The organism is Pseudomonas sp. JAI120 (assembly GCF_014207255.1).
Taxonomy (GTDB): domain Bacteria; phylum Pseudomonadota; class Gammaproteobacteria; order Pseudomonadales; family Pseudomonadaceae; genus Aquipseudomonas.
Map to the genome: position 1 here is coordinate 165,338 of NZ_JACHCZ010000004.1, position 20,395 is coordinate 185,732.

Here is a 20,395-nt window from a genome sequence, read left to right on the forward strand (position 1 = left end):
ATCGGGCACAGCCAGCGCTTTGCCGGTCTTGGGCCTGTCGCTATACTGCGCGTCAACTTCACGGACCAAGAGCCGAGCTCAAGTGAACCGGCCCACGCCAGTAAAAACCGACAACTTCTTCCTGCTGATCTTCCGGGCACTGCGCCACCGCCGTGTACCGATCGCATTACGCATCGCCAGCCATAACGTGATCCTGGTCGCCCTGGCCCTGGTGATCTACGCCTGCGTGATGGGTTTGCAATTCAAGCAGGCCATGCACGAGCAAGCCGACGCCCTGGGCGAGAGCCTGACCACGCAAACCGCCACCTCGGCGACCGAGCTGCTGGTGTCCAACGACATCCTCAGCCTCAACGTGCTGCTCAACAACCTGACCAAGAACCCGCTCGTGGCCCATGCCGCCATCTACAGCGTGGACAACCGCATCATGGCCGAAGCCGGGCAGCGCCCGAAAAACGGCCTGCTGGGCGAAGCCGAAGGCCTGTACCAGAGCAATATCACGTTTCAGGACGTGAAGGCCGGCCAACTGCGTATCAGCCTCGACATGCAGCAGTTCCAGCAGCCGATGACCATCAGCCTGCAAAGCATGGGTATCCTCAGCGCCATCCTGCTGGCGTTGGCCCTGGCCCTGAGCTTGCGCCTGGGCCGGCATATCTCCACGCCGCTCATGCAACTGCGCATCTGGCTGCGGGACATCGACGAACACACCCCGGCTACCGACCGCCAGGATGAAATCGGCGACCTTGCCCGCCAACTGCACGCCAGCTTCGCCCCGGAACCGGTGGTGCCCGAAGTCGAGCCAGAGCCTGAATACGACGACACCGATTACGACGACGAGCCAGAGTTCGAAGTGCGCAACCTGCGTGACCCTGGCTTCGACGAGCGTCCGCCGGTGGCGGGCCTCAAGCCTGCACCGCGTCATGCCTTCAAGGCCGAAGAAGACGACCTGGACGATGAAGACCCCTTCGCCGACCTGCGCGATACGTCAGCCGACAGCCCCGCAATCGCCCCCAAGGCAGCGCCGGTACGCAGCAGCGAGCCGCAGTACAGCGCAGTGCTCGCCGTACAACTGGGTGCCCAGGACCAATTGCGCCGCCTGCCCCGTGCACGCCTGACCGAACTGCTGGAGCGCTACCGTGACTGCCTCGACCAGGCCGCCTCGCTGTACCAGAGCGAACTGCACACCCTGAACGACGGCAGCACGCTGATGCTGTTCCACAGCGAAGACAGCGGCGAAGATTACCTGACCAATGCGATTTGCTGCGGTGAGTTGCTGCGCGCCTTGGGCCATGAATTGCAGATCGAAGTCGCCGACAGCGGCATCACCCTGCAACTGCAACTGGGCCTCACCGTGGGCGATGATCTGTTCGGCATGAGCCAGATCGACCTGCTGTTGACTGAAAACGCCCAGGACGCACTGGCCTTGTCCCAACACAGCCGTAACCTGCTGCTGGTGGAGCGCAAGATCAGTGAAGACACGCTGATCCGCCAGCGCGCGCGTATCCGCCCAATTGCCAGCCCTGAGGGGGCAAGCTGCGTGGAAAGGCTGATGGAGCCGTATCCCTCGATGCTGGAGCGGCAGTTGGCGCGAATGCATGAGACCCGCGCAAAGCCCTGAAGAACCTGTGGGAGGGGGGGCTTGCCCCCGATTGCGGAGTATCAGTCAGCACATCATTGACTGAACCACCGTTATCGGGGGCAAGCCCCCTCCCACACTTGATCTGCGCCGTGACTTATATCTCCACACACAAGAAGGCCCGCTGAGTAAGCGGGCCTTTTTTGTTGGAGCTTTTTCAGATCAGAACCTGAACACTTCCATATCCGTACGGATCGGGGTTGCCATCGGCATCTTCGGCTTTTGCGGTTCTGCCGGCTTGGCCTGGGCCGGAGCCTGCTTTCGCGGTGCCTCGGCAATCGGCGGCTGGTTGGCCAAAGGCTTGAGGGCCACCGACAACTGCTGCGCCAATTGCTGCAGCAGCACGCCCTGGGCCTGAACCTGGGACGCGGTGGTGCCGGCGTGCTCTTCCTGCAGGTGCACGATGCGGTTATCACGCACCTGGCCGCGACGGTCGATCAAGCGCCATTGCGCATCGAGGATCGCCGGTTGCGATTTACCGGAATCAAGCCGGGTAATGGTCAGCAAGACCTGCACATCCGGGCTGAAGCCGGTGGGCGCGGGCGCCAGGACCACACGCTGGCTGTCCAACTGACCGGCCACCTGACGCAACATCAACTGGCTGATGTCAGACGACAAACTGCCTGCCCAACGACCATCGGTGGAACCTTGCAGGCTTCCATCGTTCTGACGTTGCAGCAGGGTTTCGCGTTGCAGGTAGTCGGCCACGACCACCGGCCCGAGCAAAACGGCCATGCCAGCGGTTTGGGCTGGCTGAGCTGGACTTCCGCTGTCCAGCTGGTACAGCGACACAGGCTTGTGTGTGCTGCAACCCGCCAACCCCAAAAGGCCAGCGAGCATCAAAAATAGAGGAACGCGTGGAGCAGTCATCATCCCATCCAGGTGGCTGCCACAAGGCGAACCACAATGTAATACTAAAAATAACCTAAACACGCTCGGCCACGCCGGCGCTGGAAAGGCCATATCATCCGTGAATATGCGCCATGACTCCAGCGCCAAAGCGTCGATCTACGCTTTAAATCGTAGATCGAGGGCTCTAATACGCCTTAAACCGGCGTTTCCACCAGCAAAGCATCCACACGCTGGAAGCCGCGAGGCAATTTATTACCGCGACGACCACGCTCGCCCTTGTAGTGTTCGAGGTCGTCAGGGCGCAATGACAACGTGCGCTTGCCGGCCTGGAGCACCAGGGTGGAACCTTCCGGGATCACTGCGATGTCGGTCACGTACTCTTCGCGACTGGCCACCCGCTCGCCGGGAATACCAATAATCTTGTTGCCCTTGCCTTTGCCCAACTGCGGCAGATCGCTGATCTTGAACACCAGCAAGCGCCCTTCGGTGGTCACCGACGCCAGCCAGTTGCCTTCGCGGTCTTCCACCGGACGCGGCAGGATAACCTTGGCGTTGTTCGGCAGGCTCAACAATGCCTTGCCCGCCTTGTTCTTGGCCTGCAGGTCTTCCCCCTTGACCACGAACCCGTAGCCCGCGTCGGAAGCGATCACATACAGCGAATCGTCATCCGGCAGCAGCACACATTCAAAATTCGCCCCAGGTGGCGGCGTCAGGCGACCGGTCAACGGCTCGCCCTGCCCCCGCGCCGAGGGCAAGGTATGGGCCGGCACCGAATAACTGCGCCCGGTGGAGTCAATAAACACCGCAAACTGGTTGGAACGCCCGGCTGCGGCAGTCTTGAAGCCATCCCCCGCCTTGTACGACAGGCCAGTGGCGTCAATATCATGCCCTTTGGCTGAACGAACCCAACCCTTTTCCGACAGAACGACGGTAATTTTCTCGTTCGGCAGCAGTTCGGTCTCTGTCAGCGCCTTGGCTTCGGCACGCTGCACGATTGGCGAACGGCGGTCGTCACCATAGGTTTCGGCGTCTTTGATCAACTCGGTGCGCACCAGCTTCTTCAGCTTGGCTTCGCTGCCCAGCAGGGCCTGCAGCTTGGCTTGCTCCTTGAGCAGCGCGTCTTGCTCGTCGCGCAGCTTCATTTCTTCCAGGCGTGCCAACTGACGCAAGCGGGTGTCGAGGATGTAGTCGGCCTGGATCTCGCTCAGCTCGAAGCGCGCGATCAGTTCGGCTTTCGGATGCTCGGCGGTACGGATGATGTGGATCACTTCATCCAGGTTGAGGTAGGCAATCAGCAAGCCGTCCAACAGGTGCAGGCGGCGCTCGACCTTGTCGAGGCGGAACTGCAGGCGGCGACGCACGGTTTGTATCCGGAACTCCAGCCACTCGACCAGCAGGTTGCGCAGGTTTTTCAGCTGCGGCTTACCGTCCAGGCCAATGATGTTGACGTTGACCCGGTAGCTGGACTCCAGCTCCGTGCTGGCAAACAGATGCTGCATCAGCACTTCGTGGTCGACCCGGCTGTTGGTCGGGATGATCACGATGCGGCATGGGTTTTCGTGGTCGGATTCGTCACGCAAGTCAGCGACCTGGGGCAATTTCGATGGCTTGGCCTGCATCAGCGCAGCAATCTGCTCCAGCACCTTGGCACCGGACACCTGGTGCGGCAGCGCGGTGACGATAATGTCGCCGTCTTCAATGTGATACACGGCACGCATGCGCACCGAGCCCTTGCCGGTCTCGTACATCTTCAGCAGGTCGGCGCGCGGCGTGATGATTTCGGCTTCGGTCGGGTAATCCGGGCCCTGGATATGCTCGCAAAGCTGCTCGACCGTGGCCTTGGGCTCATCCAGCAAGCGCACGCAGGCGGTGGCGACTTCGCGCAGGTTGTGCGGCGGTACGTCGGTGGCCATGCCGACCGCGATACCGGTGGTGCCATTGAGCAGGATATTCGGCAAACGTGCGGGCAACACCAGCGGTTCGTCGAGAGTGCCGTCGAAGTTCGGCCCCCAGTTCGCGGTACCCTGGCCCAGCTCGCTGAGCAACACTTCCGAATAGCGCGACAGGCGCGCCTCGGTGTAACGCATGGCCGCGAAGGACTTGGGATCATCCGGCGCACCCCAGTTGCCCTGGCCATCGACGAGGGTGTAGCGGTAGCTGAACGGCTGAGCCATCAGCACCATGGCTTCGTAGCAGGCCGAATCGCCGTGGGGGTGGAATTTACCGAGCACGTCACCGACGGTACGCGCCGACTTCTTGTGCTTGGAGTCGGCGTCCAGGCCCAACTCACTCATGGCGTAGATGATGCGCCGCTGTACGGGCTTGAGGCCGTCGCCGATATGCGGCAAGGCACGGTCCATGATCACGTACATGGAGTAGTTGAGGTAGGCATTTTCGGTGAAGTCAGCCAGCGACCGGCGTTCTACGCCATCTAAGCTGTCTGCGAGGATGTCACTCATGCGGGCCTCATCATTGTTTGGTAAGGCGCAGCGGAAATGCCGCCGCACCGGATCGATTCAAAAAAGTAGCGGCTCATGGCTGGGCGCTCCAGCCGCCGGCGGGGGCGGCGAAACGATAGACCATGGGGCGTTTTTCACCATCGGCGCGGGGGCCGAAATTATTGTCGATGCCCAGCCAGGCACCGTCTGCGTCCACCACCAGGGCTTCGGCCAGGCCATAGGGCTGGGCGTAACGCCGCTCGGGCGTCAGGGTTTCGTCAGCGAACGACCAGCACAGCTCGACCTTGGCCGTGACCGCATCGCGCCGGCAGATCTGGAACGCATTGCGTTCCAGGGTAAACAGCTTGCCGTTGAACAGTGACAGATCGGCGAAATCCTTGGACACCGCCTTGGCACCGATGAAATTGGCCGGCTGCATCTCCTGGCCGGCCTCGCTCAGCAATACGCAAGGGCCATCGCAATCCCACAGGCTTTGCGGACGCTTGATGGAGATGAGGCCGCGCCGCTCACGCTCCGCAGCCAGCCAGATCTGATTACCCCCAGGGTTGATTGCCAGGCCTTCGAACAACGCATTGAAGTGCAGCAACATGCCACTGGCCCGTGCTTCACGCACCATGCCCGGGGCGATCTTCAACCATTCAGGCGCACCGTTCACCGGCACTTGTAGCACCGCCGCATGGGCTTCGCTGACAATATAGCGATTGCCCGCGGCATCGCAGGTGATGCCTTCAAAATCCAGGTCGCCGCCGCGAATGAACGACGCAGCCTTGGTGCGCGAACGCAGCCCCCAGGGCAGCCCGGATTCCGGCACCGGCGGTACATCGATGCTTACCGCTTCGGCTTGCCAGGTCGGCGCACGGGTATCGAGACGATAGATCTGGTCGTCATCGCGGTCGGAAACCGTCCACAACTCCTTGCCACACTGCGCCAGGCCCGACAGGTTACCGCCGCGCATGCCGTCCACCGGGTGTTCGGACACCAGCTTGAGCTCAGCCACGGGCGCGGCGGCGACCTGAGTCGCTGCCAGCCCGCTCAACATCAGGATCGCCAGGGCGAAACCTGTGCGCATCAGCCCAGAACCTCGGCGAGGTTGCCTTTGGATTCCAGCCAGGACTTGCGGTCCGGTGCGCGTTTCTTCGCCAGCAGCATGTCCATCATTTCCGAGGTAGCGGCGAAGTCTTCCAGGGTCAACTGCACCAGGCGCCGGGTGTTGGGGTCCATGGTGGTTTCACGCAGTTGCGGCGGGTTCATTTCACCCAAGCCTTTGAATCGGGTGACCTGCGGCTTGCCCCGCTTCTTCTCGGCGACCAGGCGGTCGAGGATGCCATCGCGTTCGGCTTCGTCCAAGGCGTAGAAAATCTCCTTGCCCAGGTCGATACGGTACAGCGGCGGCATGGCGACGTAGACATGACCGGCATCCACCAACGGGCGGAAGTGCTGCACGAACAACGCGCACAGCAGGGTCGCGATGTGCAGGCCGTCGGAGTCGGCGTCGGCGAGGATGCAGATCTTGCCGTAGCGCAACTGGCTCATGTCCGCCGCGCCCGGGTCGACGCCGATGGCCACCGCGATGTTGTGCACTTCCTGACTGGCAAGGACTTCGCTGCCATCGACTTCCCAGGTATTGAGGATCTTGCCGCGCAACGGCAGGATCGCCTGGAATTCCTTGTCCCGCGCCTGCTTGGCGGAACCACCGGCGGAGTCACCTTCGACCAGGAACAGTTCGGAGCGCATCGGGTCCTGCCCGGCGCAATCGGCCAGCTTGCCGGGCAATGCCGGACCCTGGGTGATGCGCTTGCGCTCGACTTTCTTGCTGGCCTTGAGGCGACGGCCGGCGTTGTTGATTGCCAGTTCCGCCAGGGCCAGGCCCAGTTCCGGGTGCTCGTTGAGCCACAGGCTGAAGGCATCCTTGACCACACCGGAAACAAATGCCGCCGCTTCGCGGGACGACAGGCGCTCCTTGGTCTGGCCGGAGAACTGCGGCTCCTGCATTTTCATCGACAGTACGAACGCAATGCGCTCCCACACGTCTTCCGGCGCCAGCTTCACGCCACGAGGCAGCAGGCTGCGGTATTCACAGAATTCGCGCATGGCATCCAGCAATCCCTGGCGCAAACCGTTGACGTGGGTACCGCCCTGGGCGGTGGGGATCAGGTTGACGTAGCTTTCCTGCACGCTGTCGCCGCCTTCGGGCAACCACAGCAGCGCCCAGTCGACGGCTTCCTTGTTGCCGGCCAGGCTGCCGCAGAACGGCTCGTTGGGCAGGCGTTCGAAATCACTGACGGAGTCTTCCAGGTAGGAACGCAGACCGTCTTCGTAGTGCCACTCGACCTTTTCGCCAGTGCCTTTGTCTTCAAAGGTCACCAACAGGCCCGGGCACAACACGGCCTTGGCCTTGAGCACGTGCTTGAGGCGGCTGATGGAAAATTTCGGTGAGTCGAAGTATTTAGGGTCCGGCGCGAAGTACACGCTGGTGCCGGTGTTGCGTTTGCCAACGGTGCCGATCACCTGCAGGTCGGTGGCTTTGTAGCCATCGGCGAAGGTCATCTCGTACTCGTTGCCGTCGCGCTTGACCTTGACCCGTACCAGCGTGGACAGGGCGTTGACCACGGAAATACCCACACCGTGCAAGCCCCCGGAGAACTGGTAGTTCTTGTTGGAGAACTTGCCGCCGGCGTGCAGCTTGGTGAGGATCAGCTCGACGCCCGACACGCCCTCTTCCGGGTGAATGTCCACCGGCATGCCGCGACCATCGTCGGACACTTCCAGGGAGTGGTCAGCGTGAAGAATGACGTGCACCGACTTGGCGTGCCCCGCCAAGGCTTCGTCGACGCTGTTGTCGATGACTTCCTGGGCAAGGTGGTTCGGCCGACTGGTGTCGGTGTACATGCCGGGGCGTTTGCGCACCGGGTCGAGGCCCGAGAGGACTTCGATGGCGTCGGCGTTATAAGAGCTAGCGCTGGGAGTGGCCATGGGGTCTCGTCGTGAGTCGTTCGATTAAAAAGTGACCTGCGATTTCCAAGGCAATTACAGTGCCGAGAAATCGAAGGATTGATACTGATCTGCGCCAATACCGGCAAAACTCAACAACGCCGGCAATTGCTGGGCGAACCCCTGGTAACCATGGTCGCCACCGGCCTGGATGCGCAAGGCACAGGCCCGGTAATACTGCTGGGCGAGGCGATAATCCAGGGTTTCATCCCCCGTCTGCAACCACACCTGGTAACGCGCGGCGTCCTGGGGAGCCGGTACTTCCAGCTCGGCCAGCGCCGTGACGTGGTCGTGGGTCAGTTCCCAGGTTTCATCGGTGTAGAGGTTCTTCTGGGTGCCCAGGTAACCGTCGAACATCCGATGGGGGCTGACCGCCGGGTTGACCAGCAACGCCTTGAGGCCATGGTGCTCAGCAAGATGGGTTGCATAGTAGCCGCCGAGCGAGCTGCCGACTAGCAGCGGCCGTCCCAACTGGGCAATGGCTTCCTCCAATTGAGGAATTGCCTGACGCGGATGGTGATGCAGGGCCGGCACGCGCAATTGATCGGCCAGGCCGAGGGCATCCATCACGGTGATCAGTTGGCTGGCCTTGTTGGACGCAGGCGCGCTGTTGAAACCGTGGATATACAGGATCGAAGCGGACATGCCGGGGCCTCGCTGGGGCTGCCAAAGAGGCGCAGTTTACAGGGAACAGGGGCTTGTGGGTGCAGCCGATCGCCGCTGACGGTACTATCTGCGGCCCGGGAACCCGGATATATGGCCGGAGGCCAGTGGCCCGAATTCAAGCGGGGAAACACCATGCAACTTGAATGGCTTGAGGATTTTGTCGAACTGGCGCGCACTCGCAGCCTGTCGCGTGCCGCCGAAAATCGCTGTGTCACGCATCCAGCGTTCGGTCGACGTATCCGGGCGCTGGAAGAATGGGTCGGCACGCCATTGATCGAGCGCAAGCAACCCCTGTCACTGACACCCTGCGGCCTGCTGTTCCTTGATGCCGCCACTCAATCGCTGGAATTGCTGGGCACTGTTAGAGCGCAGTTCAAAAATGACACCCTCAGCCGCGACGAACCGGTGCGCATCGCCACCGGCCGGACCCTGGCCTGTGACTTTTTCCCCGATTGGTACGAGTCATTGCACCCGAAACTGGGCAGCTTTGCGGTGTCATTGCTCACTAGCGGTGCGCAAGAAGCGATCAGCCGGTTGTCCGCCGGCGAGGTTGATCTGCTGCTGAGTTTTTCCAGCCCGTTGACCCAGACGCTGTTGGACCCGGAGCATTTCGACTCCCGAGTACTGGCCAAGGAGGAACTGCTACCGGTCAGCGCACCGAGCGCCCCTGGGCAGCCGCAACTGCAGATACTCGCCGACAGCAACGCCCTGCCTATTCCTTGGCTGGCCTTCTCACCCACTCTGACACTGCGCAGCGTACTGGCCCGGCATTTGGATCGACTGCCGCAGCGCCTGCCGCTGCGAATGGTTTACCAAGCGGACTCCTATGACGCCATTCTGGAAATGGCCAAGCGTGGCCGAGGGCTGGCGTGGTTGCCGCGCATGGTCGTCAACGACGCGCTGGCATCGGGCGAGCTGCTGATGGCGGGTGGCGCCGAATTTTGCGTCAGTTTCGACGTTTCGCTGCATCGCCTGCGCGCCAACCGGAGCGAGATGGTGATGAGGATATGGACAGCCTTGACCCCCTCCGCCACCCAGTAGCCGGATTTACGCGCTCTATCACCGCTGCCGGCAACAACCTGCCGGGTCGTGCCGAAACAGCTCAAATCTGTGCCGAAAGAGCAATTGCCGTTCTGCCGCCTTTGGTTCACTTTCATCCGGGCTTTCACCCATAACAATTAACGCCTTCGATGTCGCCAGGCCGCGCTGCGGTTCGGAGAGTCCGTAGGCCAACAGTGAAACAAACCCGGTGCACACTCATGACAACTCAATCATCCGCCTTATCATCGGCCCAAGCTCCCACCCGGCGCGGCCCATGGAAAGAGATCATCGCTGCCAGCGTCGGCAACGCGCTGGAGTTCTATGACTTACTGATCTATGGCTATTTTGCAGTCGTCATCGGCAAACAGTTTTTTCCGTCCGATAACGAAACCACCTCATTGCTGCTGGCCGTAGGCTCGTTCGGCATTTCCTTTCTGATGCGACCGCTGGGCGCCATTGTGCTCGGTTCATACACCGACAGAGCCGGACGAAAGGCGTCATTGACGCTGTCGATCATGATCATGCTGGTCGGCACCGCAATGATTACGTTCGCCCCGACCTACGAGCAGATCGGCCTGGCGGCGCCACTGCTGATCATCGTTGCCCGCATGCTCCAGGGGTTTTCCACGGGCGGCGAATTTGGCGCGGCGACCGCGTTCATGGTCGAACACGCCGACGCCGGGCGACGGGGTTTCTTTGCCAGCTGGCAATTGTCTACCCAGGGGCTGGCAACTGTGCTGGCGGCGGGTGTCAGTGCGATCCTCAGCTATGCGCTATCGGATGTGCAGTTGAACGATTGGGGCTGGCGTGTAGCCTTCGGCTTCGGCCTGCTGATCGGGCCGGTAGGCTTTTACATTCGCACACAAATCGATGAAACGCCGGACTTCAAGAAAAACGTAGCCAACGTAGCGGTCAAGACCCCACTGCGGGATGTCTTGATCAAAGGGCACGTCAGCCTGTTGCTGGCTATCGGCGTGGTGGCTGGCGCGACCGCATTCAATTACGTGCATAAACTGTACATGCCGATCTACGCCTTTAAACAACTGAGCATCACTGCCACGTCGTCCTACCTGGGGGCCCTGATGACCGGCGTTACGTTGATGCTCATGGCCCCGATTTTCGGTGGGCTTTCCGATCGCCACGGGCGATTCCGAGTGTTGACCATCGCCTTGTCGATTACCGGACTGTCGTCTTATCCGATGTTCCTGCTGCTCAATATCTTTCCCAGTTTCTCCACGCTGCTCGTCGTGCAAGCGCTTGTCGGCGTATTGATTGCGGCCTGCCTGGGGCCAATCCCGGCAATGCTTGCCGACATCTTCCCAACCAGCATTCGCGGTACTGGGCTGGCGCTGAGCTACAACTTTTCCGTGACCCTGTTTGGTGGTTTCGCCCCGTTGATCGTGACCTGGATGATCGAGGCAAGCGGCAGCAAACTGGCGCCGAGCTTTTATGTGATGGCAACCATTTTGATCAGCGTACTGGCGATCGCCTGCCTGGGCCGGCGCATGCGCAGCGCCCATCCCTGCGCCAGTTAAGGGCCGCGAGTTCCCCCTGCTTGTCGCGGCTCGCTCCCGCGACAAGGTACCCACCTTGAGCCCTCGGAGGCAGACATGAAAACCCTTGAGCAGGTTCGTGCATCACTGACACCGTACCCTGTGGAAGTCGAGTTCCCCGATCTCAGCCAATGGAAAGCCGGCAACTGCGGGATCGACTATGTCCACAGTTTTGACAGCGGCACGCCTGGACCACATGTGCTGGTCATGGCACTGACCCATGGCAATGAAGTCAGCGGAGCAATCGCAGTAGACGCCTTGCTGCGCAGCGGCGTGCGCCCTCGCAAAGGCCGTTTGTCACTGGCGTTCGGCAATATCGAGGCCTATCACCGCTTCGACCCGCACGACATTGACGCCACCCGTTTTGTCGACGAGGACATGAACCGTGTCTGGCTACCATCAACACTGGACGGCGACCGCGACTCCGTGGAACTGCGTCGCGCACGTGAGCTGCGACCGCTGATCGACAGTGTCGACTTGCTGCTCGATATCCATTCGATGCACGAAGAATCCCCACCACTGATGATGTGTGGGGCCTGCGCCAAAGGCCTGAAATTCGCAAAATCGTTAGGCGTACCCGCAACCGTGGTGGTCGACGCCGGCCACGCCAATGGCCGGCGCATGCGTGACTATGGTGGGTTTGGCGATCCCGCCAGCCAAAAAAACGCGCTGCTGATCGAGACCGGTCAACATTTTTCTAAAAAAAGCCAACACGTCGCCCTCGATATTGCCGCACGCTTCCTGATGGCGACTGATGCAGTCGCCGAGGCCGACGTCTTGAAGCTCCTGAGCCAGGAAAAGCCGGGGCCCCAGCAATGCCTGCAAGTCACTGAACCGGTGATCGCCCACAGCATGGACTTCCGTTTTACCGATGACTTCCGCGGCCTTGAGCGCATAGCCCAGGCTGGAACAGTGATCGCTCGGGACGACCGGCGCGAGATCGTCACACCCCATGACGACTGCGTGTTGATCCAGCCCTCGCTGCGGCAGTTGGGTCCAGGGGTTACGGTAGTGAGGCTGGCGAAGGTTCTGGATATTTAGCCGCCGAGACGTCAATAGCCGTCACTGCCGTAGTCCACCTGGAAGGCGAAGCCTTCGACCCGCTCCACCCCGGTCTCCAACCGTCCGTCGGCATGCAGACGCAACCAACGATAGCCCGGTGCTTGCTCGCTGACCTTGAAATCCTCGCTGCCCGGCGCGAACTGGATGCAGGTGGACGGCGAAGCCAGCAGGCGCACGCCGTTGCGCTCGCGGTCGATCTCCTGGTGCACGTGGCCCCAGAGCACTGCCCTCACCTGCGGAAAACGGTCCAGCACGGCAAACAACGCATCGGGGTTGCGCAAGCCGATAGGTTCCATCCACGCACAGCCGATGGGCACCGGGTGATGGTGGAAACACACCAGATGATGGCGGTTCGGAGCTTCGCTCAAGGCTTGAGCCAGCAATTGCAGCTGCGAATCCTGCAGGTAGCCCGGCACCGAGCCGGGCACGGCGGAGTCGAGCAGGGTGATACGCCAGTTGCCGACGTCCACTACGGGCTCCAGCAGGTCACTGTGCGCGGCAGCGTGCGCCATGATCTGCGGTTCGTCGTGGTTGCCGGGAATCCAGCGTGCCGGAGCATCGATTTGCCGGGTCATATCGCGAAACTGTTGATAAGACTCAAGCGTGCCGTCCTGGGACAAATCTCCTGTGGCCAGCAGCAAATCGATCCGAGGCTGCTGCGCGCGCACCAATTCGATCACCCGCTGCAGGCTCTCGCAGGTGTTCATACCCAACAGCGTGCCGTCGGCCTCGGCAAACAGGTGGCTGTCGGACAGCTGCACCAGCAACGCCGGCGCATCGGGGTTCAAGGTGGATACGCTCGGCAAGGCGCTCTCCCAAGGCAATCACAGGAATATAGAGTTGGAGCGATTATGCTGGGGCAGAACGCAAAGAGGAAACCCAGGAAGCCGACGCAGTTCACATCTATCGCACGACTTCGAACTCATGGCCCAGGGCCAGGCAATGACTCAACCATTCACCGAGGAACACATTGAGCTGTGCTTTCTCATCGGGCTGGTGCATGAACACATTCGGGTAAGGATAGATGCTGCGAAAGCGCCGCGCATGTTCGGCGCTGATCACTTCGGCCATTCGCGCATCGTGGTACACCTGCACTTCCAGTTGCGGCACCGGCAGCCACGGCAGGCTGTGTTCCTGGCGTACGCGCAGGGTGGTGGTGTACGGGCAATTGACGATGACTTCCAGGGCCAGCACGCCCAGCATCTGGTCGCCATGGGTCACGCCGATGCGCCGCGCCTCCGGGGCGTGGCGCATGTCGGGCAGCAGGCGCATCAGCCGCGCATAGTTGGCCTCGCAGGCGGCTTGCAGCCCGATCAGGTCGACTCGATATCGTTCCCGTGCCTTTACTGCCATAACCCCCTCACTTCCGCGCGATTAAGCGCAAGCCATTGCAGGGCGATAATGCTGGCTGCGTTGGAAATTTTGCCATCGCGAACGGCTTGCAGGGCGTCTTCAAATGCCCAGACCGTAACGCGGATGTCCTCTGCTTCTTCTTCCAGTCCATGGACACCACCCGCCCCCGTGCTGTCACAGCGGCCCAGGTACAAGTGGACAAATTCGGTACTGCCACCGGGCGACGGGAAATACTTGGTGATCGGCCACAGTGCGGAGAACGTCAGCCCAGCTTCCTCCTCGGCCTCGCGGTGTGCAACCTCCTCCGGTTCTTCGTCCTTGTCGATCAGCCCCGCGACCATTTCCACCAGCCAAGGGTTATTGCTGCGACCCATGGCGCCCACGCGAAACTGCTCGATCAGCACCACTTCATCGCGCTGCGGGTCGTAGGGCAACACGCATACCGCGTCATGGCGCACGAACACTTCGCGATTGATCACTCGGCTCATACCGCCATCGAACTTTTCATGACGCAGTTGCACGCGATCGAGCTGGTAGAAGCCCTTGTAGGCATTGTCGCGCTGAACAATCTCGATCGTACTCGGCGTCGATTTCGCAATGTCCGTCATACCCTTCCTCATCATGTCCGGTGCAATTCGCGCCATCCTAACGCGCTCCTGCCCATTGATGCAGCCCCTTTGCGGTTGCCGGGCCAGACGGAGGAGGTCAAACTCACGCTCAATCAGCTTAGTGGCGAACTGACTGCCCTGCCGGTAGTCGAAGCTCCACAAATTTCGCTCTTATCGATAGACGAAGGACATCCATGTCGCTTTTAAAAATCGCATCCGTGGCCTGCATCGCCTTGACCCTCGGCGCCTGCCAAAGCCTGTTCCAACCCAGCTATCGCACTCCACTGGAAGCCACCCGCGACGCCACCGAGCAGAGCAAGCCAGGCTGCGCCAGCAGCGATTGCCCGCTGGTGAATATCGACACCGTGCACTTTGCCAAGGAACCCAAGCTGGATGCCTTGATCGAGCAACGCCTGCTGGAAATGACCCGTACCAACGCGGGCGACCCGCTGCCGTCGAGCCTTGAGTCTTACCGCGAGCAATTCCTCAGCACCGCAGCCCCACGCAACAGCATGTACTTGCAGGCCAAGGTACGGGAGCAGCATGACGGTTTGGTAATCATCGAGTTGTCCAGCTACCTGGACCAGGGCGCCACCCACGGCGAGCCAGGCCGCGCGTTCATCAACTATTCGCGCCAGCAGCAAAAGGCCCTGTGGCTGAGCGACATGCTGCTGCCCGGCAAGGAAGACGCGTTCTGGAAAGCCGCCCAGGTGGCGCACAACAGCTGGCTGATCAGCACCCGCCTGAGCCTGGAACCGGAGTTCGTGAAAACCTACCCGTTCCAGAAAACCCCGAATGTGGCGCTGACCTATGGTGGCGTGATCCTCAAGTACCCCACCAGCACCATCGCGCCGTACGCCCTGGGCCATGTCGAGTTGCAGATTCCCTACTCGCGCCTGGAAGGCATCCTCAAGCCTGAGCTGGTGCCCGCGCGCCGCTGAAGGCCCGTCCCAGGATGAATTGCAACAACCCTGCCAGCGCCAGCGCCGGCAGGGTTGCGCCGATATCCGGGTACAGGTTGGCCAACAGGTGGTAAGTGCCGATACCGCCCAGCCAGGCCAACAGTGCCGGCCAACGCAGGCTGGCAATCACACCCTGGCCACGACGGCGCAGGATGAAATGATCCACCAGCACCACGCCGAACAACGGCGCAAACACTGAGCCGATCAGCAGCAGGAAGTTCTGGTATTGCGCCAACGGGGCAAAACAGGCGATCAGGGTGCAGATCACACCGATGGCCAGGGCCAGGTGCTCGACCTTCAAGCGCAATAGAATCCCGCTGGACACCGCCCCCGAGTGAATATCGGCAAAGGCGTTTTCCGACTCGTCCAACAGGATCAGCAGCAGCGGAATCCCCAGGCCGGCCCCGGCCAGTGCCAGCAGCAGCGCATTCACTTCACCGCTGGGCGCAAACGCCAGGGTGTAGGCCACGCCCAGGCTCATCAGCCAGAAATTACCGATAAAGAAGCCAAGGGCGGTGCCGCCGAATACGTTTTTGGCGCGCTTGCCGAAGCGGGAGTAATCGGCAATCAGCGGCAGCCACGACAGCGGCATGGCGATGGCGATATCAAAGCCGACTGCAAAGGGCATCGAACCGTCACCGGCCCGAGCCCAGAGTGCGCCGAGGTCAGCCTTGGCGAACAGGTTCCAGGTCAGCCACAGGCAGGCCGCCAGCAGCAGCCAGATCCCCCATTTGCGCAGAATCTGCCGTACGAACGTCAATGGCCCGCTGACCGCCAGCAAGGTCGCCAGGCCACCGAAGAACAGTGTCCACAACAACGGGCTGGCCAATAGGCTGCCGTCGCTCAACGCCCGCGCGCCCAACAGGCTGGCGGCATCGCGCATCACGATGATTTCAAACGAGCCCCAGCCGATCAGTTGCAGCAGGTTCAGCAACGCCGGCAGGCTCGCGCCCTTGGCTCCGAGGCTGAGCTTGAGGGCGGCCATGGCGGACAGGCCGGTGTCGCTGCCGATCACGCCGACGGCAGCCAGCAACAGCACGCCGACCAGGGTGCCGAGGAAAATCGCCAGCAATGAACCGGACAAGCCCAGGCCCGGCGCGAGCAAGGCGCCGGTTTGCAGGACCATCAGGCCGATGCCGAGGGAGAACCACAGGGAGAACAGGTCGCGGGCGCCGAAGACGCGCTTGTCAGCAGGCACCGCGATGTCGGGGGAGTAGGTGCTGGGTTGAATGCTCAAGGGTGTTATCTCTGAGGGGCATTTTTTGTTTGAAAGATTGCTATCGGGGGCAAGCCCCCTCCCACATTGGATCTGCTGTGAACACAAAAACTGTGCATACCTCAGTCAAAATGTGGGAGGGGGCTTGTCGAGTCGTCGCACCGCCCCGATGACGGCGGTACAGGCACCGCCGTCTCTGGATCAGACCTTCTTGTACAGCTGACTGCCTTCCTGCTTGAACCGCTCCGCCTGCTCCGCCAAGCCCTTGGCCACATCCACATCCACGGCTTCAATGCGCTGGTTGGCCGCGTACTCGCGCACTTCCTGGGTGATTTTCATCGAGCAGAACTTCGGCCCGCACATCGAGCAGAAGTGCGCGACCTTGGCCGAATCTTTCGGCAGGGTTTCGTCGTGGTAGGAACGCGCGGTGTCCGGGTCCAGGCCAAGGTTGAACTGGTCTTCCCAACGGAACTCGAAGCGCGCCTTGCTCAAGGCGTTATCGCGGATCTGCGCGCCCGGATGCCCCTTGGCCAAGTCCGCCGCGTGGGCGGCGATCTTGTAGGTGATGATCCCGGTCTTCACGTCATCCTTGTTCGGCAGGCCCAGGTGCTCCTTGGGCGTGACGTAGCAGAGCATGGCGCAACCGAACCAGCCGATCATCGCTGCACCGATGCCGGAGGTGATGTGGTCATAGCCCGGCGCGATGTCGGTGGTCAATGGGCCGAGGGTGTAGAACGGCGCTTCGTCGCAGCATTCGAGCTGCTTGTCCATGTTCTCCTTGATCAACTGCATCGGCACGTGGCCAGGGCCTTCGATCATGGTTTGCACGTCGTGCTTCCAGGCGGTCTTGGTCAGTTCGCCGAGGGTTTCCAGCTCGCCGAACTGCGCGGCGTCGTTGGCGTCGGCAATCGAGCCCGGGCGCAGGCCGTCGCCGAGGGAGAAGCTGACGTCATAGGCCTTCATGATTTCGCAGATTTCGTCGAAATGCGTGTAGGTGAAGTTCTCTTTGTGGTGCGCCAGGCACCACTTAGCCATGATCGAGCCGCCACGGGACACGATGCCGGTCACGCGCTTGGCGGTCAGCGGCACGTAGCGCAGCAGCACACCGGCGTGGATGGTGAAATAGTCGACGCCCTGCTCGGCCTGTTCGATCAGGGTGTCGCGGAACAGCTCCCAGGTCAGGTCTTCGGCCGCGCCGCCGACTTTTTCCAGGGCCTGGTAGATCGGCACGGTACCGATCGGCACCGGCGAGTTGCGGATGATCCACTCACGGGTTTCGTGGATGTGCTTGCCGGTGGACAGGTCCATCACCGTGTCCGAGCCCCAGCGAATGCCCCAGGTGAGTTTCGCCACTTCTTCTTCGATGGACGAACCCAGGGCGCTGTTGCCGATGTTGCCGTTGATCTTCACCAGGAAGTTACGGCCGATGATCATCGGTTCCAGTTCGGTGTGGTTGATGTTGGCCGGGATGATCGCGCGGCCACGGGCGATTTCTTCACGGACGAATTCAGGGGTGATGATTTTCGGCACGCTGGCGCCGAAGCTGTGGCCGGCGTGTTGCTGGTCGAGCAGGCCACTGGCGCGGGCTTCTTCCAGCTTCATGTTTTCGCGGATGGCGACGTACTCCATCTCGGCGGTGATGATGCCTTTGCGCGCGTAGTGCATCTGCGTGACATTGGCGCCGGCCTTGGCGCGGCGCGGGTTTTTCACGTGGGCGAAGCGCAGCGCGGTCAGTTCGGCATCGCTCAGGCGTTGCTGGCCGAAATGCGAGCTGAGGCCACTCAGGCGTTCGGTGTCGCCACGGACTTCGATCCACGGCGAGCGTACATCGCCCAGACCTTTGCGTACGTCGATGATGACGTTGGGGTCGGTGTAGGGGCCGGAGGTGTCGTAGACCACCACGGGCGCGTTGATTTCACCGCCGAAGTCGGTTGGGGTCACGTCGAGGCTGATTTCACGCATCGGCACGCGAATGTCCGGGCGGGTGCCTTGCACGTAGATTTTTTGCGAGCGGGTAAACGGCTGTACGGAACCGGAGTCGACCTTGGCCGATTCACTCAAGTGCACGGTGTTTTTTAATTTTGTACTCATCACGGGCTCTCCAACTATCCAGGCGGTGGATTTTTGTCGGAGCGAACCTGTGACGGATGGACGCACTGGAAGCAGTGCTGTGCTTGGTGCACGAGGGTTGTTCGAAGGTCGAACAACATCCCGGACGAAGCACAAGAGGACTCGCCGGGTGACGAGAAATCTTGTTCCCTACGCAGGCGTTAACCTGATCAGGTTCAACGGGATCCGGTATTTACCGATCTCAGCCTTCCAACAAGGCACCCCGACAAGAACGCGGCCAGTCTAGACCATGCCGCGGGCAAATTGCCAATAGCGGTGTATTCAGCGTGATGAATGGCGTGATTGCGGGATTGTTGCCCGGGGATCTCGCCACTACACTCGAGAGCCGCCTCACTGCTTGACGCCAGGATTGGCCAGCCGTAGCCTTGAGCGCTAAATTATCACCATAATATTCACACTAGGGATCGCCTCATGCTGCGCAAACTTTCACTGGCTCTCGCCGTGTCTTGTGCGACCAACGGAATGGTCTGGGCAGCTGAAGCGCCCTTGTCCGCCAAAACTGACCTGGTCAGCGTCTATCAGGAAGCAGTGGATAACAACGCCGACCTGGCCGCCGCCCGCGCCCAATACGGCGCGCAGAAAGAAGTCGTGCCCCAGGCTCGAGCGGGGTTGCTGCCGAACCTGTCGGGCGGTGCAGACATCAATAACGTGCGCACCCAGATCGACACACCGGCGGCGACGGCCAACCGCGACGCCCACTCCTGGCGCGCGACCTTGAGCCAGCCGCTGTTCCGCGCCGATCGCTGGTTCCAACTGCAAGCCGCCGAGGCCACCAATGAACAGGCGGCGCTGCAACTCTCGGCCACTGAACAGAACCTGATCCTGCAAAGCGCCGAGAGCTACTTTGCCGTGCTGCGCGCCCAGGACAACCTGGCCTCCACCAAGGCCGAGGAAAATGCCTTCAAGCGCCAGCTGGATCAATCCAACGAGCGCTTCGACGTCGGCCTGTCGGACAAGACCGATGTGCTGCAATCCCAGGCCAGCTATGACACTGCACGGGCGAACCGGATCCTGGCCCAGCGTCAGGTGGACGATGCCTTTGAAGCACTGGTTACCCTGACCAACCGCCAGTACAACTCGATCCAGGGCGTTGTCCACACGCTGCCGGTGTTGCCGCCGCTGCCCAACGACGCCAAGGCCTGGGTCGAGACGGCCGGCCGCCAGAACCTGAACCTGCTGGCCAGCAACTACGCCGTCACGGCCGCCGAAGAGACCCTCAAGCAGCGCAAGGCCGGCCACGCGCCGACCCTGGACGCCGTCGCGCAGTACGAAAAAGGTGACAACGACGCCCTTGGCTTCAGCAACCCGAATGCCTTTGGCACGCCGTATCGTGGCGATGTCGAGCAGCGCACCATCGGCCTGCGCCTGAACATCCCCCTCTACAGCGGCGGCCTCACCAGCTCGCAAGTGCGTGAGTCGTACTCGCGCCTGGGCCAGACCGAGCAGCAACGCGAAGGCCTGCGCCGTCAGGTGGTGGAAAATACACGAAACCTGCACCGTGCGGTGAACACCGATGTGGAGCAGGTACAGGCGCGCCGCCAGTCGATCATCTCCAACCAGAGCGCGGTAGAAGCCACGGAAATCGGTTATCAGGTGGGGACGCGCAATATCGTCGATGTGCTGGATTCACAACGCCAGCTGTACTCGTCGGTGCGCAACTACAACAACAGCCGCTACGACTACATCCTCGATAACCTGCGCTTGAAGCAGGCAGCGGGCACCTTGAACCCAGGGGACCTGCAAGACCTGACGCGTTACCTCAAGGCGGACTACAACCCGGATCGTGACTTCCTGCCACCGGACCTGGCCAAGGCGGCGGCCGAGCAACTCAAGGCCCGCCCGGGCTATTGAACACACCACATTTGGATC

16 protein-coding genes and 1 riboswitch are annotated in these 20,395 nt (G+C 61.4%); of the genes, 6 read left to right on the forward strand and 10 right to left on the reverse strand.

Going from position 1 to position 20,395, the window contains the following annotated elements:
- Positions 1-82 precede the first annotated feature (82 nt).
- Entirely contained in the window at positions 83-1,615 is a 1,533-nt protein-coding gene (locus tag HDC32_RS21790) for an AhpA/YtjB family protein (RefSeq protein WP_184745406.1), read from the forward strand.
- A gap of 180 nt (positions 1,616-1,795) precedes the next feature.
- On the opposite strand, the gene HDC32_RS21795 is transcribed toward HDC32_RS21790, so the two are convergent.
- From HDC32_RS21795 to HDC32_RS21815, 5 genes are all read right to left on the reverse strand, one after another.
- On the reverse strand, positions 1,796-2,506 hold the full coding sequence (locus HDC32_RS21795; protein WP_131696779.1) for a membrane integrity-associated transporter subunit PqiC: 711 nt from the start codon (positions 2,504-2,506) through the stop codon (positions 1,796-1,798).
- 173 nt (positions 2,507-2,679) lie between these two features.
- A complete protein-coding gene (gene parC, locus HDC32_RS21800; RefSeq protein WP_131696780.1) occupies positions 2,680-4,944 on the reverse strand; it encodes a DNA topoisomerase IV subunit A in 2,265 nt (754 codons plus the stop codon).
- 73 nt (positions 4,945-5,017) lie between these two features.
- Positions 5,018-6,013, reverse strand: coding sequence for an esterase-like activity of phytase family protein (locus HDC32_RS21805; RefSeq protein ID WP_131696781.1), 996 nt, complete (start codon positions 6,011-6,013; stop codon positions 5,018-5,020).
- Positions 6,013-7,917 (reverse strand): DNA topoisomerase IV subunit B, encoded by a 1,905-nt coding sequence (gene parE, locus HDC32_RS21810; protein WP_027604917.1) that lies wholly within the window; start codon positions 7,915-7,917, stop codon positions 6,013-6,015. The genes HDC32_RS21805 and parE overlap by 1 nt, the downstream gene beginning before the upstream one ends.
- A 54-nt stretch (positions 7,918-7,971) precedes the next feature.
- The gene (locus HDC32_RS21815) at positions 7,972-8,580 is read right to left on the reverse strand and encodes a YqiA/YcfP family alpha/beta fold hydrolase (protein ID WP_053139344.1); all 609 of its coding nucleotides are present in this window, start codon (positions 8,578-8,580) and stop codon (positions 7,972-7,974) included.
- Between the two features lie 153 nt (positions 8,581-8,733).
- Between HDC32_RS21815 and HDC32_RS21820 the strand changes: the two genes are divergently transcribed.
- The 3 genes from HDC32_RS21820 (at position 8,734) to HDC32_RS21830 (ending at position 12,236) form a co-directional block, all read left to right on the forward strand.
- On the forward strand, positions 8,734-9,642 hold the full coding sequence (locus HDC32_RS21820; RefSeq protein WP_131696783.1) for a LysR family transcriptional regulator: 909 nt from the start codon (positions 8,734-8,736) through the stop codon (positions 9,640-9,642).
- A gap of 218 nt (positions 9,643-9,860) precedes the next feature.
- Positions 9,861-11,177 carry an MFS transporter gene (locus HDC32_RS21825; RefSeq protein WP_131696784.1) on the forward strand — a complete coding sequence of 439 codons (1,317 nt, stop codon included), beginning with the start codon at positions 9,861-9,863 and terminating at the stop codon, positions 11,175-11,177.
- Positions 11,178-11,252: 75 nt separating this feature from the next.
- On the forward strand, positions 11,253-12,236 hold the full coding sequence (locus HDC32_RS21830) for a M14 family metallopeptidase (RefSeq protein ID WP_065925641.1): 984 nt from the start codon (positions 11,253-11,255) through the stop codon (positions 12,234-12,236).
- Positions 12,237-12,247: 11 nt separating this feature from the next.
- Here HDC32_RS21830 and cpdA read toward each other — a convergent pair whose 3' ends face one another.
- From cpdA to HDC32_RS21845, 3 genes are all read right to left on the reverse strand, one after another.
- Positions 12,248-13,063 carry a 3',5'-cyclic-AMP phosphodiesterase gene (gene cpdA / locus HDC32_RS21835; RefSeq protein WP_131696785.1) on the reverse strand — a complete coding sequence of 272 codons (816 nt, stop codon included), beginning with the start codon at positions 13,061-13,063 and terminating at the stop codon, positions 12,248-12,250.
- 97 nt (positions 13,064-13,160) lie between these two features.
- Positions 13,161-13,610 carry a DUF1249 domain-containing protein gene (locus HDC32_RS21840; RefSeq protein WP_003171323.1) on the reverse strand — a complete coding sequence of 150 codons (450 nt, stop codon included), beginning with the start codon at positions 13,608-13,610 and terminating at the stop codon, positions 13,161-13,163.
- Positions 13,601-14,218 carry an NUDIX domain-containing protein gene (locus HDC32_RS21845; RefSeq protein WP_131696786.1) on the reverse strand — a complete coding sequence of 206 codons (618 nt, stop codon included), beginning with the start codon at positions 14,216-14,218 and terminating at the stop codon, positions 13,601-13,603. Before HDC32_RS21845 ends, HDC32_RS21840 begins: the two co-directional genes overlap by 10 nt.
- Positions 14,219-14,412: 194 nt before the next feature.
- Here HDC32_RS21845 and HDC32_RS21850 point away from each other — a divergent pair, with 194 nt between their 5' ends.
- Entirely contained in the window at positions 14,413-15,159 is a 747-nt protein-coding gene (locus tag HDC32_RS21850; protein WP_167655556.1) for an RsiV family protein, read from the forward strand.
- On the opposite strand, the gene cytX is transcribed toward HDC32_RS21850, so the two are convergent.
- Together cytX and thiC are read right to left on the reverse strand one after the other, a co-directional pair.
- Positions 15,128-16,417 (reverse strand): putative hydroxymethylpyrimidine transporter CytX, encoded by a 1,290-nt coding sequence (gene cytX / locus HDC32_RS21855; protein ID WP_184745408.1) that lies wholly within the window; start codon positions 16,415-16,417, stop codon positions 15,128-15,130. The genes HDC32_RS21850 and cytX overlap by 32 nt on opposite strands.
- 180 nt (positions 16,418-16,597) lie before the next feature.
- Entirely contained in the window at positions 16,598-18,487 is a 1,890-nt protein-coding gene (thiC, locus tag HDC32_RS21860; RefSeq protein WP_145335998.1) for a phosphomethylpyrimidine synthase ThiC, read from the reverse strand.
- Between the two features lie 148 nt (positions 18,488-18,635).
- A riboswitch (TPP riboswitch) is annotated at positions 18,636-18,741 on the reverse strand.
- Positions 18,742-18,937: 196 nt separating this feature from the next.
- Here thiC and HDC32_RS21865 point away from each other — a divergent pair.
- Positions 18,938-20,377: a TolC family outer membrane protein gene (locus HDC32_RS21865; protein WP_184745409.1), complete on the forward strand. Its 1,440-nt coding sequence runs from the start codon at positions 18,938-18,940 to the stop codon at positions 20,375-20,377.
- Positions 20,378-20,395: the final 18 nt, after the last annotated feature.